Raw genomic sequence first — 15,369 nt, forward strand, 5'->3', positions numbered from 1 at the left:
GACTGGTGGTATTCCAGTTTACACTTTCTATTATTTTCATTACAGGAACAATCGTTGTTTCGAGGCAGGTAAATTATATACAGCAAGCCAATCTTGGTTATAACAGGGAGAATCTGGTCTATTTGCCGGTAGAAGGCGACCTGGCAGCAAAGTACCAGGTGTTTAAGCAGGAAGCATTGAATGCACCGGGTATTAAGATGGTATCGCGGATGGGAGAGTCGCCTACTTCAATAGGAAGCAGTACCTGGGGGATTGATTGGGAAGGCAAAACGCCCGGCGACAACCAGATGTTTACACAAACTGCGACAGGATATGATTTCGTAAAAACACTCGATTTAAAAATAATCGCAGGAAGAGATCTTTCCAAAGATTTTGCATCAGATTCTGCAGGCTACCTGGTGAATGAAACCGCATTAAGAATAATAGGTTACAAAGATCCAATTGGCAAGCCATTGAACGTATGGGGGAAGCAGGGCACCATAGTAGGTGTGTTAAAAGACTTTCATTTTTCGTCTTTACATGAACCTATTCATCCTTTGATTGTGCGGAACGGCGAAACAAGTGATTATGGAAATATCCTGATCCGCACGGAAGCAGGAAAAACAAAGGAAGCACTGGCCAGCCTGGAAAAGATCTGTAAAACATTAAATCCTAAGTTTCCATTTACTTTTACTTTCTCCGATGATGCTTATCAGAAAATATATAACAGTGAAGCAGTAGTAAATAAATTATCCGCGGTTTTTTCATTCCTCGCCATATTTATATCCTGCCTCGGATTGCTGGGACTGGCCATGTTTACCGCCGAACAACGGACAAAGGAAATTGGTATCAGGAAAGTATTAGGCGCCGGTATGGTTTCCCTGTTCACCTTATTATCAAAGGAGTTTATTGTACTTGTGATAATAGCATTCTTTATTGCATCGCCATTAGCCTGGTGGGCAATGAACAGCTGGTTGCAGAATTTTGTCTATAAAATCGAAATGGAATGGTGGATGTTTGCGCTCGCCGTTTTATTGATCATTGGTATTGCTTTGCTGACGATCAGCTATCAAACCCTGAAGGCAATATTAATAAACCCGGTAAGGAGCTTAAAGACTGAGTAATAAATAAGGGAGAAGCAAATACTTTATCACTGCCAGTAAGGCAGCATCACGGGCATTTGCATAATCTTCTACGCTTTTGCCTGGATAGGGAAATTAACAGTAAAAGTACTACCCTTATTAACTGCAGAAGAAACAGTGATCTTTATTCCGTGATAATGGGCAATAGTGCTGGCAATAGAAAGTCCCAGTCCATAACCTTCAAGTTCTGTTCTGGCCACTTTTTTAAAGCGGTTAAAGATGACGCCGATTTCCTGATCGCTGATGCCGATGCCGGTATCATTGATAATAAGCTGGTACACTTCACCGGGAAGCAGCTGGCCGCTCACAGTTATTTGTCCCTGTTGTACATTGTATTTTATGGCATTGTTGAGCAGGTTATATACCAGTTGGAATATCAGATCATGATTGAGGTGATGAAGCACCGTTTCCCGGGAAAGATTCATGTTAAACCGTAACTGTTTTTCTTCCAAACGGTGTTCCAGTTCTTCCATTACCTCTGTTACCAACAGGTACGGGGATACGCTGTCAGTTTTTGGGAACTGGTCATTTTCAATACGGGAGATGAGTAGTAATGAATGGACAATTTTTTTCAGCCGGTTCAATGTCTTCATCATGCCTATAATTTTCCTTTGCAATTCCTCGTCCGGCGAGTCTTCCGCTATCAGGTTCTCCAATTTATTTTGAAGAATGGTGATAGGCGTCATCAGTTCGTGGGATGCATTGGACGTGAACTCGCGTTCTTTTTCAAAGGCCTCGTTGATTTTGCCCATCAGTTCAATGAGGGAATCATCAAGATACCTGAAGTCGGTGGTAGATGTTTTGATGGAAGGAACATGATCTTTAAAAGGAAATTTCCTGTTAACGAGCCTGGTACTGATAATAACGCCGAGCGGGCGTAATAGAAGCCGGGTGAAAATAAGATCCGCAAGAGTGGTGAGCACTATCAGGCCAAACAACACATACAGGGCTACTTTTTGCAAAGGGCGGTTATACTGGCTGATGGTGGCTGTTTTCTTTCCAACTTCCAGCATATACCGGTTGTGTTGGTAAGTGAAAATATGACTTAATACGCGGTAGGTAAGGGTATCGCCCTCCACTACACGTTGCAGGGTGGCGATGGTGTCGGGGAAGTTAGAGTTACCGGCGGGTTCCATCGAAATATATTCTTCCTTCAGCATGGTGTAGCTGCCATAGTTTTCTTCGCCCTGGAGATAAGCGTCGATGCCGTTTTTCCATATTACGCTCAGCACTTTTTTCTTTTGCTCTTTCAGGTAGTTGTCGTTATACCTGAAAGCAATATCCTCTACCAGGAAAGGCAGCAGCAGTACGAACAGGACGGCGATCGCCATTTTCGACAATGTAATGAAAAGAGTAAGTTTAGTAAAAAGTTTCACGCTCAGAGCTTTATTTTATAACCCACATGTCTGAGGGTTTGCAGCCATTCCACGGAGGCAAAGGCCGATAATTTTTTCCGGATATTTTTAATATGCACATCAATATAATTGGAATCATAATCGTCGTCCGAAAAGTTCCCCCAGATATGTTCACTCAGCTGCATCCTGGTGAGTGGCCTGTTTTTATGCAGCAGCATATAGCTGAGCAGATCAAATTCCCTTCTCGACAAAGAAATCTCCTGGTCTTCAAAAAACACGCTTCTCTGATGCAGATCTATGTCAAAATCTCCCAGTGCTATCTTACTATCCGTTAGTCCGAATTTCCTCCTGGAAATAGCCTGCATCCTGGCCTGAAGTTCAGGGAGGGAAAAGGGTTTTGGAAGATAGTCATCAGCCCCCATATGGAGGCCTTTAATACGATCTTCCAACTGCCCGCGTGCGGTGAGAATAATGTAAGAAGCTTCCGGGCAGTTTTTTCTTGCCTCCTGCAATAGTAGCAGACCGTCTTTATCCGGTAGTCCCAGGTCCAGCAGGATAAAGTCGTATTGATTTTCTTCCATTTTCTCCAGGCCCTGCCTGGCCGTATAAGCCAGATCGCAGCAGTACGTTTTCTCAAGATAGGCCTGCATTTCTGCGGCCATCGCCTTTTCATCTTCTATGATCAGTACTTTCATCGGACTAAAACTGGTAATAGAAACTGCAGTTAAAGAAAGAATTGGCATCTCCGGCGCCGCTGAGGGCCTTATCGCTTAATACAGACAGCTGGTAGGCCAGTTCTATCATGTAGTGCGCCCTGTTATAAGCCAGTGGCACTCTCAAACTATAAGACAACAGATCGAATTTCGTGGCTTCTTTTGTAATTGTTTCCGATGTGCCCGGGATACCTGATAAGACAGGTAAGGGCAAACCCAATAATTGTTTCTCCTGTACGTAAGTCTGGTAAAAATGCTGCGTTCCACCTACTGCTTCTACCGAAGGCGTTAGGGTGATAAGGTCTTTTCCTTTGAAAATACTGCCCAGCTGAATCGCTTTTTCGGTACTCAGTGTTACAAATACATCCTGCTGTTTTCCAAAGGCATAATCTACGTTCACGCCGGTGGTCATCCAATAGTGGTATTTCAGGCTGGCAGCGGCATTATCCGTATTGGCCGCCTGCAGGAAGGGGGAGTTCGAAGGAAAGAACGTGTGACTGTAGCTAAGATCTGCAGCCAGTTTTTTCCCTATCTTAAATGCGATGCCTGCTCCCGCGCTGGTGGCCGAAACGGCTGATCCGGAATCGTTCAGTAAACGGTAGCCCACTCCTGAAAAATAAATCCCGGAACGGAATTGCAATGTGGCGCTGGCCGCCATATAAGGCATGGTGGCTGCGGCTGTCTGACCATAGTAATTGGCATTATTGGAATATAACGCGCCCAGTGTCAGTGTAACTTTCTTGTTGCTGGCTTGTGTGCTGTCGGCCTGCGTGCGCCCTGTATCTGTTTGCGCCTGCGCACTGCTGTGGCATAGCCAGAAAACTGGCAAAATCAATGCATATCTCATGTCATCATCTTTAACCCGGTCAAAATATTTTTCCCGGAACGATCTTAGGCTTAATGATCCTGATGGGCTTTATGGGCAATGGAGAAGGAACGGCCATCGGTTTGATCAGGCGCCTCGATTTTGGTACTTCCTTTATCTCCGGTAAACGTTCCTGCAATGTTGTCACAGGTTTTTCGACCGGTTTGCCGGCAGCAGTTTTCACTGGCTGCAATGTGTCGGCCAAAGGTGCATATCCGTAACAGGCACGCGGTTTTAGCAACAACAGTGCCGGAACAATAACGAGCGTAGATAAAAGGAATTTGATCATTGCTATAAAAATAACAGATTTTTGCCGCTATCCTCCGGCAAAAATCTGTTTTTCTGTTGAAATTACAGGATGCCTGATAATACTCCTCCTGCGATATGTGTATTAATGCGGATAGGCGCTGCCTGTATTTTCATGGTTTGGTTTACAGCAGCATTAAGATGTGAGACCGCTTTAACGTTGCTGGTGGCCGTATTTTCAAGTTTGGTCCCCGCGGTTTGCAGCGTACTGTTTACCGTATTTTGGACGCTTGCGCTGGTGCTGGCGGCGGTGGCTGTCGCCGTGTTTAATTGACTGTTAACGGTTTGCACGGCCTGTTCTGCACCGTTGGACTGTGCATGAATGGTAGCCGTGTTACTGGCGCCCACACCGGCGTTCCCGGTAGCTGCATTGGCATTGGTTTGACTGTTTGCGCTTACTTTTACATCGGTTTTTACTGAGGTTTGCTGGGCAAAGGCAGCGCCTGAGAATAAAAGTGCGATAGCCATTAATCCTTTTGCTTTCATGATCCTGGTTTTTAGGTTGTTCAATATTGTATGTCGAAACAAAGCTAATACCGCAAGATGAAGCGAAAATGAAGAAACGTTGAATGTGATTTTATATGGATGAGCCTGATATATAAAAGAGCATATTATCAAGGAACATCGACTGCATGCTTTAGTTTCAAAGCACTCAATTCTTCTTTTGAAAGAGGGATAGCTTCCAGCTGTGATCTGCACGCGGCTGTGCGATTGGGTTCATTGAGGGATCCGGCCAGTTCAATGCGTATCATCAATGCCTCCGCAATATCCGTATTGGCTTCATTTCCAGGCCGGGCTAATGCAACATCCAATGTTTTCGCAGCCGCCATATCATCATTTTTGTAGTCGCGGAACCTGGTGGCAACGGCAATAGATTTTTGCAGTGGGCTTTGATCTTTGTTATCCGCATTCTGCCACACTTCTTCATCTTTCTCCCCAAAACTAACAAAGATGATGGAGTTGCCGGAAACATCTGTTAACGTAAATCGTGTTGCATCTGGTTTCATTCTCGAAATTCTTGGGATGCCGGTATTAGGCACCCTTCCCAGCGATGCTTTTAGTTTCTTAGTAAACTCCAGGTATACCGCCCTGGCATCGGTAACTGCCACAAGACAACCACCGTAATAATTAACAGCAGCATCCATGCCTTTAACACGGGCGAAATGTAATTCATACCCACCCCGTTCAAGGATGCCATACTGGTAAGGACGTGTCAGTTTATAGGTAATACGGTATCCCAGTTCCTCCCAAAATGCCAGGGTTTCTTCAATGGAGGTGCAGGGGAGTATGGGAGTTGTTATCCACTCTTTCTTAGTTTGTTGTTTGTTCATAGTGGGTGTTATTTTTATCCGCCAAATCTAAATGCTTTCTCAAAGCATCTCCTGTCATATACTTTTTTGTATGTAACCGGCATAGCGAAAAATGCCCATCATTTCTTTGTTACCGGATTCTGTACAAAAATGGTAAATTGTATTACGAAAGGAAACGTATTATTAAAACAGGTATGAGTAAAGGGAGAAATAAAGAATTTGTTAATCCAACCGGCCTAAGCCAGATCAGCAGTATATTTCTTGCAATTGTGAGAATCGTGTTGGGTATATATTTGCTATATACTGATCCTTTATCATTCAGATTCAGATATCTCCTTATAATTCTATTCCTTATTTCAGTTTCAAGACATCTGCTTTTCTATTTCAGTAAACCCAAGCCCGATAATATATATAATTTCCTGCTTGACCTGGTCACGCCATGCCTCTATGGATTTATCCTGTTTCATATCTTATCCATATATCAATCAGCATTTTTATCACTTGCAGTCAGCATTTTTTTACCCGCTATCATTTATTGTTTTTTATTTGGCGGTGATCCTGTTCCGGTAATGAGTAAAGGAATTTTTTTTAGTGGGTTGCTTTGTTATGTATTGACTTTCCTCCTCGCGGTAAATTATACGTTCGATACTTCGACTCCTTCAGTTGAGAAGTATTTTTTAGCAAACAAGTACTATACAACCGCGGCATACGAATACGGGACCGAAGGGGGAAATAATTATTACTTTGACCTTATCCATGTAGACAGTATTTCTTCACACGCTCAATGGGTTGAAGTAAACCAAAAAACCTACGGTCAGTATCGTAGTAGCCAGAAGTATAAAAGGATGAAATTTGGAGAGGAAGAATTTATGATATTGGGTAGAAAGGAAACGCCATTCGCTAAGCGGCAGTATTATTTTTTATTGCAGGAAGTGAATGGTCCTTTTGAGGCTAAGCATATGGAGGAATCAGAATACTCCCGGTTTGAAGAAGGAGATACTTTTCATATTGAGGAACATAAAGGTTTTTTGGGGATAGGATGGGTAACTTACCGGTGATGATTTTTTTAGATAGTTGCCTGTTAAATGAAAAAGCCGCAGAGACTTTGTATACATATGGAATTTCGCGAAATGCTTCAAATAGTAGTGTCTATTTCTTTTACTTATTTTCCATGTTTTGCTGCATGAAAATTATTATCTGTAAGGTTACGTACATTTGAGAGTCATGCCTTATTTTATGTAGAAAAAAAGCATATATGATACTTAGAAAAGCGACAATTGAAGATTGGAAAATTCTCCTTGATTGGAGAAATGATATTGAAACAAGGAAAAACTCTCATAAAATAGAAATCATCGAAGAAGAGAATCATAAGAAATGGTTAAGTTCCATTTTGGCGGCCGAAAATAGACAGTTATTTATTGCCATTGATAATGAATTACCAGTTGGCACTGTTCGGGCAGATTTCGACGATCAGTTTAATGCTTATGAACTATCCTGGTCAATTTCGCCGGAGGTGCGCGGAAAGGGTGTTGGGAAAGAAATGGTTAAGCTATTGACAGATAAATTAAATACAAGAATAAGGGCTGAAATAAAAAGTGGAAATATAGCTTCCATAAAGATTGCTGAATACGTAGGATTAACATTCAAGGAAGAAGATAATGGTATTTTACATTATACAAACTACTGAAAATTTGCTTTTCCTTCATATTTTAAAAAGGAACTAGTTGGGTTTAATTATAATATCCCCTCGTTAGACAGCTATCTCCCTCATCTATGAATACAAATCATTCAAGTCTCCTCAGACAGGTATAGATTAGAAAGTCCCATAGAACTCGCATTCTATGGGACTTTCTAATCTTTCGTATTCCGCTTTTTTTCTATTCTCAATTGCAGCTATTATTATTTATCGTCGTCTCCGTCCACATATAGTTTCGTCCCAAACATTTTGTTATTCGTAGTGGGAAAACCAGAAATATCGAACCCGCTGTGTGATGCTTTGCTAACTTCCAGCAATTTGGGAATTACAATGCGCGCACTGAAGGACAATGCTACTTAACGCCGCTGGGATACGCCTGTGGTGCTGTTGTAGGGCCCTGCACCACCAATTTTCCACCTGGCAATATATTCATCCGGTCTATAAAAACGACACGCTTATCACCCGTTTCCGATGTGCGGCCATGGTATACACAAAACATTTCTTTACCATCCGGTGAATACGTGATGCTGTTATGACCAGTGCCTGTTACCACACCGCCTTTCTCAACGTTCTTTTGCAGCACCGGGTTGTTAGCAGCTTTTTTAAAAGGTCCTAAAGGACTTTTAGATGTAGCATAGCCCACCGCATAATTTTTGCCGCCAAAGTAATTGGCAGAATACATCATGTAATAGGTATTTCCTTTTTTGAAGATGGAGGAACCTTCGGTCCAACGGCGATTCACTTCTTTCGATGTAACCGAGCGGCTTTCCCATTCAGCCTGTTTATCTTTCGTGCTGACCGGCGGGCGCAATAGCAACACCGGTTCACCAATTACGCCACTGAGATCTGGTTTTAATTCTACCCCATATACCCAGCTTTCTTCGATCTCATTGAACCAGCCTTTGTTTTTGGCCCAGGCAGCTATTTCACTCTGTACCGGATGTTTGTAGCAACAACGGGAATAATAGAGGTACACTTTTCCACTTGCTTCGAATAGCACATTTGCATCGATGATGGGGTAACCTGGGTCAAAAATGGGCTTGTTGTTTACATCGATAAATGGCCCGGTTGGTTTATCGGCCACTGCAACGCCAATGCGAAAGTTTTCGAGTTCCCTGGTTGGATTGTCTTTCCATTGAGCACTGTAAAACATGTAGTACTTCCCATTTATAGCATATACTTCCGGCGCCCAGTAAGCACCCTCCCAGGCGGCTTTTGGATCGCTCCAGCCATTTTTGTTATCGTGAAAATACACCTGGCCTTCGTTTTTCCAATTAACCAGATCGGTAGAAGAATAGGCCGCGAAGCCCTTCCTGGCGCCGCCGGTCCCATACATATAATATTTGTCGCCTTTCACATGTAATACATAAGGGTCAGCCAAATCAACAGCCAGGGGATTGTTATACGTCAATTGCTGTGCGTTCAGGGAAATAGCCGCTACTATTAAAAATGAGATCAGCATGATTTTTTTCATGTTCCAATATATTAATTTTCTGTGAATGGACATATGCCGTTCTGTTGGAGAATTTTGCGATGAGTTCGGGTAAACCTGATTAAAGGTTATTCCTTGAACAAAAAGCGTCTGCATGAGTTAAGTCTGCTATTTGAAGCACTCAAACAGAGAGTGCGATTGATGGGCAATGTTGTAAACACACAAAATTATCTTCTGAAATAAAAGCTGATAATTTACACATACGTATGTTTTAGAGAAGTTTGTTGAAAGGAGTAAAAACGCAAATAATGTGTTAAATTAAATAGCTCCGGAGTATGTTTGTGGCTATTATGGATATCTTAGTTAGAAATCCCTCATTATGTCAAAAGCATCCATCTTGACGTTATCAGGACTAATAATTTTATTCTGCTCCTGTAAAAAGAAAGATTCTCTGGCCGGTATTGACAAGAATGCGCTATTTGCGTCTCCTACAGCCTCAGAGTTAAAGGCAATAGAAATAGATTGGGATAAAAGGGATCTGACACCAACTAATATTAATATTGAGCAAACACATGCGATTAACAGCCAACTCGATTACAAATTAATTTCCTTTTATGCCTCGGGTTACAAACAATATGCAGCCATACTCCTTCCGGTTACCACGACACCTTTGCCCATCTGGTTTTATGTGGCCGGTTTTTCACTAAACGATCCTGTGAGCTATCAAAAGATAAAAACGTCTAAACTGAATGCCATATATGTCATTCCTGCCTTAAAAGGACAGTCTTTGAATATTACAATCAATGATACCACATACAAAAGCCCTGTTTCAATGGGAACAAGGAATGACGCTTTTGATGGTGCTGCAGACGACATAATCAGCACGTTAAACGCAGTGGCTACAATATTTAAGGCAGACACGTCAAAGGTTATGGTACAAGGTGGCAGTAGAGGAGGAACGGTGGCTTTGTTAGTGGCAGAACGGGATAAGCGCGTAAAATTATCAGTAGGTGTCGCCTTTGCTTCAGACCTACTCGCATTAACAGCCTCACATCGAAATGATCAGACTTACAGATTTCAATTTCTTGATGCGTTGATAAATGGTTCTATTTCTTTAACTGAGGCCAGAAAGAAGATGATCGCAAGTTCACCTATTTATTTTTGCAAGCATCTTCATAAAACGCAAATCCACTTTGGCGACAAAGATGACATTACACCATTAACTCAAGGGCAGATGCTTTTTAACGCTATGAAAGACCTCGGAAAAGAGGATAGCATTGAATTTTATATTTATAAAGGTAAAAGCCACCAGGACATTGGTGACAATAATCCTGAAATGCAAGAGCGGATTAGAAAGTTCTTAACTTTTTTATAAAGAGGAGGAATTTAAATTAAGAACTTATCGGGTTTATATAAAAAAGCTTTCAGGTTATTTACCTGAAAGCTTTTTATCTGTAGCGAGATCGGGAGTTGAACCCGAGACCTTTGGGTTATGAATCCAACGCTCTAACCACCTGAGCTACCTCGCCTTATTCTCCATCCGGATCGCTGTAACTACTATCAGTAGCGCCTGCTGCTCCAAAACGGGAGTGCAAAGATAACGGCTTAAAAACGAAAATTCAAAATGAATCCATCGTTTTTTTATAATTTTTTTTAAACCGTATCGCCCGGAGCAGGCTTATCCCATTTTTTTAACAGCGACTCATCTACGGACCGGATATGCAAATCCCGCTGTGGATAAGGGATTTCGATACCCGCCTGATTAAGGGCCGTGTAAATGAACGACATCACCTCATTTTGAAGCCTGCCCGCATTATCCAGGTCACCTACCCAGAAGTAGACCTTGAAATTCACCGCGTTATCTCCGAAGTCGGTCAGCTGTATAAAAGGAGCGGGAGCAGTAAGCACATCTTTACGATCGGTAAAGGCGGAGTTGATAATAGCGGTCACCTGGTCAATATTACTTCCATAGCCAACGCCCAGCGCAATTGTTATGCGTTTATTCCGGTTGCTCCGGGTCCAGTTGATCAGTTGTTGGGATATGAGGTCGCCGTTGGGAACAATTACTTCTGAACCGTCGAAGGCATTGATCTTGCTGGAGCGGATGCCTATTTCTTTTACAACGCCGGAACGGGGTCCCAGTTCTATCACATCACCAACTTCTATGGGCTTTTCAAAGGCGAGGATAATACCGGATACCAGGTTGTTCACGATGTTCTGCAAACCAAAACCGATACCAACGCCCAGGGCGCCTATTACAATGGTGATTTTATCCATGGGAATGCCGGAGGCGGCAAATGCCAGCAACACGCCGCCGGCAAGCACTGCCAGGCGGAGTAACAACAGGGCGGAACCGAATTTCGTTTTCTTATTGGGATTGGCACTTTGACCGGTGTTACCAAACATATATGCAATCAGCTGCGAAGCCACAGTAGCCACCCATATTACCAGGATAAAAATGATGACGCTGCTGAAAGTAAAATCCGAATTGCCGAGCTTATGTTTGGAGGAGAGGATATCGGTAATAACCTCGTAAATAATATCATACAAATAAACACTGCGCGATAAAATTACCAGCCAGCCTACAAAGCCCAGGATCGTGAGGAATGTTCTTAGTTTTTTCTGTACTTCCTGGTAGTCCATAAAAGAAATGAAGGTGCTGGAATCTTTATTGGCCTCTACCTGGAGATAAACGGCTTCCATCAGTATTTTTACAAGCGTAAATAAACTCAACGCCATCACTGTGCTCACAACAGCGGTAGATCCCATGATTTTGGCAGTGCCTACCCGCGCAAAAATTACCATGATCAGGGAAAAGGCGCTGATCATCATAAATAATATCAGTACCGGCCGGGTAAATTTCGGTTGTGCAAAAGTGGTAAGCGACGATTCTTTCAGCAGCCGGTTGCCCAGCAGTAGCGAAAGAATGGCGCCTATCAATAATCCCCATTGTTCGGTATAGGTAACCTCTATCAGCAGGTTATTCAGACTGTAAATAAACAGCAGGCCGGCCAGTAATAACCAGCTTTTGAATAAGGTTTTAGGAAGATGTGTGCGAAAGATAAAGGTCAGCGCTATCACATTTAAACCCCAGGTGATTTCCGTAAAAAGAATGGGATAACGTACAGAAAGTACGGAGGATAAAGTGGCAATCAGTACTACCGTACAGGCCACCGGGTTGCGGTAGAGGTATCGCGCGTGTTGGAGAATGGTTTCCCCTTCCTGTTCAGGATGATTGTGCCGGATGCGTTTAATATTGTTGTGTACCCACCAGGAAAATAATATGGCCAATAGTAACCACACAAAGAATATAGGCCATTGGATAGAAAAAAAGATGTCGAGCACTTTCGTGCTTTTATGCAAAGAGTTTTTCAGTACCGGGAAAAATTCAAGCGGGTTAATACTGTCGCGGTGCGGCTTCCACAGGTAGCGGTAATCCCGTACAAACATGTTGGAGGCGTATTGTTGCAACCGGTAGTCCATGTCCTCGTAAAGATTGGAGGCTTCAATATACCGGTTCGCCACCTGGTTTTGCAGCAGCCCTATCTTAATAAGACTGGCCTTATTCGCGCTGTCTACGGAACGGAATTTAAGCACGAGGTTGGTCACCTGGCCCAGGTAAAAACCATACAGTTCATCTTCGGAAGGGATGTTCCGCATAGCGGTATCTCCCCGGATAAGACGGATGGTGTCGTTAATGTTTTTCAGTTTCTCGTAATAGGAAAAAAGGGCGCCCTGCCACGATGTGAGCTTTCGTTGCACCTGCTCCAGCATTACTTTGTTGGTATATATGTCGTTGATATTGGGTGTGCGACCCAAACTGGCAATATTGTACCTGATCAGCGCGAGGGAAGTATCTGTGAGCGGCAGGCCGGCAGTGATCCTCGAGGTGTCAAACCCACGGCGGAGGGAACTCATAAGGTCGTTCAGCGTCAAAGTGTAGCTCTCAATGCGGTTGATCAGGATAGATACAGACGTGTCCGACTTTCTTACCCGGTTGGTATCTTTCGATAACGCCTGGATATTCTTGCTGATGGTAGCACTGTCAACAGCTACCAGGTGAATGGTATCGGTTTTGGGCTTACGCTTACGGCTTTGTGCATCGGCGTTGTAGCTCCCGGTCATCACTACCAGCAGTATCAGCAGCTGAAAAAAATATCTGTAATTGAGGTGAATCCTGGTAAACATATGAAGCTGTAAAATTGAATGATCTCTAGGAGGAACATTTTTAATGCCTAAATGTTCCTGAATTTAAAACTTTTAACTCTCCCGGCCGTTAAGTTTTCTGGAATCGGCTGCTTTATTTGTCCGGTATCCGATTCCTCAGTATTTTGTATAGGATTGGCAGACCAATGAAAACTAGCTTATGAACAGAGAAATGCTTGTTACCTCATTAAGAAAGGATCTCGAACCCTGGGATATCATCGTGATCGGGGGAGGGGCTACTGGTCTTGGTGCCGCCCTGGAAGCGGTAACACGGGGTTACAGAACCTTGCTGCTGGAACAGGTGGATTTCGCAAAATCCACTTCCAGTAAAAGCACGAAGCTGGTACACGGAGGCGTACGTTATCTCGCACAGGGCGATGTGTCGCTGGTAAGGGAAGCCAGTGTGGAACGTGGATTGCTGGCTGCCAATGCTCCACACCTGGTACGTAACCTGGCTTTCGTTATTCCTACTTTTAATTTCTGGGAGAACCTGAAATATACAGTTGGCCTCAAAATGTACGATTGGTTGGCAGGCCGGCTCAGTTTGGGGAAGTCCGTACATATTTCGAGATCTGCTACCCTGGAGCGGTTGTCTACCCTGAAGCAGGACCGGCTTGCTGGTGGCGTGCTGTATCACGACGGGCAGTTTGATGATTCGCGTCTGGCCATTAACCTGGTGCAGTCCATTTCAGATAATGGCGGTACGGTGCTGAACTATATGCGTGTTACCGGTTTGCGAAAAGACGGCTTTGGGAAAATCAGCGGACTAACGGTAAAGGATACCCTGGGCGGGGGAGAGGAAATATATCTTAACACCCGCGCAGTCATCAATGCTACCGGTGTGTTTGCAGATGATGTACTGGAAATGGATAACCCGGCTGCGCCAAAATCTATTGCGGCAAGTCAGGGAGTACACCTGGTACTCGACAGCGAATTTCTACCCGGGCATAACGCCCTGATGATCCCGTCTACCAGCGATGGAAGGGTACTGTTTATTGTGCCCTGGCACAATAAAGTAGTGATGGGTACTACCGATACCCCGGTGAATCATATCAGCCTGGAACCCCGCGCACTGGAGGAGGAAATTGCCTTCATACTCCGTACCGCCGGTCAGTATTTGTCAAAGGCGCCGCAACGCTCGGATGTCCGCAGCGTGTGGGCCGGTCTTCGCCCGCTTGCCGCCGCCAAAGCAGAGGGACATAAAACAAAGGAAATCTCCCGCAGCCATAAAATAATCGTGTCTGCGTCAAATCTTATTACAATAATCGGTGGTAAATGGACTACTTACCGCAGGATGGCGGAAGACGTCATACATAAACTGGAAGTGGTGCTGAAGTGGAAGGAAACATCCTCCGTTACCCATCACCTGAAAATACATGGCGCTACTGATAAGGTGAACTGGGAAGATCCGTGGTATTTCTATGGCAGTGATGTATTGCACCTGCACCAGATGGTCGCGCGTCAGCCGGATCTGCAGGAGGTGCTGAGCGGGGAATATCATATCATTAAAGCGCAGGTGGTATGGGCTGTGAGAGAGGAAATGGCCCGCAATATTGAAGATTTTCTGGCCCGCCGCACGCGTTTGTTGTTCCTCGATGCAAAGGAAGCGCTGCGTATAGCCCCTGCCGTAGCCCGGATTATGGCGGAAGAATTACATAAAGATGAACATTGGGTAGCTACGCAGATCAGCAGCTTTGCAGCCGAAGTAAACGGGTATCTGTTGAAATAATTTATAGGAAGATGGGGATCAACAGGTCCCCATCTTCCTATAAAATTACATCCATTTGAACTTCTCATTAAAAGGTTTCACTCTTCTTCCCGGTTGCACAGGCTCATCTGTGTAGCCCATATAAAAGAAGCCCAGTACCAGGTCTTCTTCTCCCAAACCAAAATATTCCTGCATGGCAGGATGGTAGGTCATCCCGCCGGAACCCCAGTAGGCAGCAATACCCAGGGCAGTAGCGCCCAGCCAGATATTTTCCACCGCGCAGGATACCGCAGCAATTTCTTCCAGCGCCGGGATCTTCGGATTGTTCCCGCGTTTCATGCAAATCGCCAGTACATGCGATGCCAGGTTGCCCTGTGTTTTCAGTTTGTCGTAGTTACCTGGAATATATTTATCAGCCGGGGTAAACTGTTTGTACATATCCGCATGATCTGCACAAAACTGCTGTACCTTATCGCCGCTGTATACCACAAAGTACCAGGGTTCTGTATATCCGTGTGTGGGAGCCCAATCTGCCAGCTGCAACAGCTGTTGTACCGTTTCATCTGCAATCTTCCGGCCGTTCATGCTGGTGGGTTTCACCGTGCGGCGTGCTATAATCGCCTGCTCCACTGCAGTGGAGGTGGTTGCTTCATCCAT

Annotated in this window: 14 protein-coding genes and 1 tRNA gene; 5 read left to right on the forward strand and 10 right to left on the reverse strand. The window is 44.1% G+C overall.

Annotated elements, in window-relative coordinates:
• Positions 1-5 precede the first annotated feature (5 nt).
• A complete protein-coding gene (locus tag QFZ48_RS15175) occupies positions 6-1,103 on the forward strand; it encodes an ABC transporter permease (RefSeq protein WP_429062887.1) in 1,098 nt (365 codons plus the stop codon).
• Between the two features lie 68 nt (positions 1,104-1,171).
• Here QFZ48_RS15175 and QFZ48_RS15180 read toward each other — a convergent pair whose 3' ends face one another.
• From QFZ48_RS15180 to QFZ48_RS15205, 6 genes are all read right to left on the reverse strand, one after another.
• Positions 1,172-2,497, reverse strand: coding sequence for a sensor histidine kinase (locus tag QFZ48_RS15180; RefSeq protein WP_429051292.1), 1,326 nt, complete (start codon positions 2,495-2,497; stop codon positions 1,172-1,174).
• 2 nt (positions 2,498-2,499) lie between these two features.
• Positions 2,500-3,171 (reverse strand): response regulator transcription factor, encoded by a 672-nt coding sequence (locus QFZ48_RS15185; RefSeq protein ID WP_429051290.1) that lies wholly within the window; start codon positions 3,169-3,171, stop codon positions 2,500-2,502.
• Between the two features lie 4 nt (positions 3,172-3,175).
• A complete protein-coding gene (locus QFZ48_RS15190) occupies positions 3,176-4,036 on the reverse strand; it encodes a hypothetical protein (RefSeq protein ID WP_429051288.1) in 861 nt (286 codons plus the stop codon).
• Between the two features lie 19 nt (positions 4,037-4,055).
• Positions 4,056-4,343, reverse strand: coding sequence for a hypothetical protein (locus QFZ48_RS15195; RefSeq protein WP_429051286.1), 288 nt, complete (start codon positions 4,341-4,343; stop codon positions 4,056-4,058).
• Positions 4,344-4,405: 62 nt separating this feature from the next.
• Positions 4,406-4,846, reverse strand: coding sequence for a hypothetical protein (locus tag QFZ48_RS15200; RefSeq protein ID WP_429062889.1), 441 nt, complete (start codon positions 4,844-4,846; stop codon positions 4,406-4,408).
• A gap of 128 nt (positions 4,847-4,974) precedes the next feature.
• Positions 4,975-5,691, reverse strand: a complete 717-nt coding sequence (locus QFZ48_RS15205) for a hypothetical protein (RefSeq protein ID WP_429062891.1) — start codon at positions 5,689-5,691, stop codon at positions 4,975-4,977.
• A 173-nt stretch (positions 5,692-5,864) separates the two neighbouring features.
• On the opposite strand from QFZ48_RS15205, the gene QFZ48_RS15210 reads away from it, so the two are divergent.
• Positions 5,865-6,728 carry a hypothetical protein gene (locus QFZ48_RS15210; RefSeq protein WP_429051280.1) on the forward strand — a complete coding sequence of 288 codons (864 nt, stop codon included), beginning with the start codon at positions 5,865-5,867 and terminating at the stop codon, positions 6,726-6,728.
• 197 nt (positions 6,729-6,925) lie between these two features.
• Positions 6,926-7,357 carry a GNAT family N-acetyltransferase gene (locus QFZ48_RS15215; protein WP_429062893.1) on the forward strand — a complete coding sequence of 144 codons (432 nt, stop codon included), beginning with the start codon at positions 6,926-6,928 and terminating at the stop codon, positions 7,355-7,357.
• A 361-nt stretch (positions 7,358-7,718) separates the two neighbouring features.
• On the opposite strand, the gene QFZ48_RS15220 is transcribed toward QFZ48_RS15215, so the two are convergent.
• Complete coding sequence (locus QFZ48_RS15220) at positions 7,719-8,840, reverse strand: glycoside hydrolase family 43 protein (protein WP_429062895.1); 1,122 nt, start codon at positions 8,838-8,840, stop codon at positions 7,719-7,721.
• Positions 8,841-9,177: 337 nt separating this feature from the next.
• Here QFZ48_RS15220 and QFZ48_RS15225 point away from each other — a divergent pair, with 337 nt between their 5' ends.
• Positions 9,178-10,173 carry an alpha/beta hydrolase family protein gene (locus QFZ48_RS15225; RefSeq protein WP_429062896.1) on the forward strand — a complete coding sequence of 332 codons (996 nt, stop codon included), beginning with the start codon at positions 9,178-9,180 and terminating at the stop codon, positions 10,171-10,173.
• Between the two features lie 80 nt (positions 10,174-10,253).
• Here the strand turns inward: QFZ48_RS15225 and QFZ48_RS15230 are convergent.
• Positions 10,254-10,327 (reverse strand) — tRNA-Met (locus tag QFZ48_RS15230).
• Between the two features lie 124 nt (positions 10,328-10,451).
• Positions 10,452-12,986, reverse strand: a complete 2,535-nt coding sequence (locus QFZ48_RS15235) for a mechanosensitive ion channel family protein (protein ID WP_429062898.1) — start codon at positions 12,984-12,986, stop codon at positions 10,452-10,454.
• A 178-nt stretch (positions 12,987-13,164) separates the two neighbouring features.
• Between QFZ48_RS15235 and QFZ48_RS15240 the strand changes: the two genes are divergently transcribed.
• Positions 13,165-14,733 carry a glycerol-3-phosphate dehydrogenase/oxidase gene (locus tag QFZ48_RS15240; protein ID WP_429051270.1) on the forward strand — a complete coding sequence of 523 codons (1,569 nt, stop codon included), beginning with the start codon at positions 13,165-13,167 and terminating at the stop codon, positions 14,731-14,733.
• 45 nt (positions 14,734-14,778) lie between these two features.
• On the opposite strand, the gene QFZ48_RS15245 is transcribed toward QFZ48_RS15240, so the two are convergent.
• Positions 14,779-15,369 carry a nitroreductase family protein gene (locus tag QFZ48_RS15245; RefSeq protein ID WP_429051268.1) on the reverse strand — a complete coding sequence of 197 codons (591 nt, stop codon included), beginning with the start codon at positions 15,367-15,369 and terminating at the stop codon, positions 14,779-14,781.

Origin of the sequence: Chitinophaga sp. W2I13 (assembly GCF_050434005.1) — a bacterium.
GTDB lineage: Bacteria > Bacteroidota > Bacteroidia > Chitinophagales > Chitinophagaceae > Chitinophaga.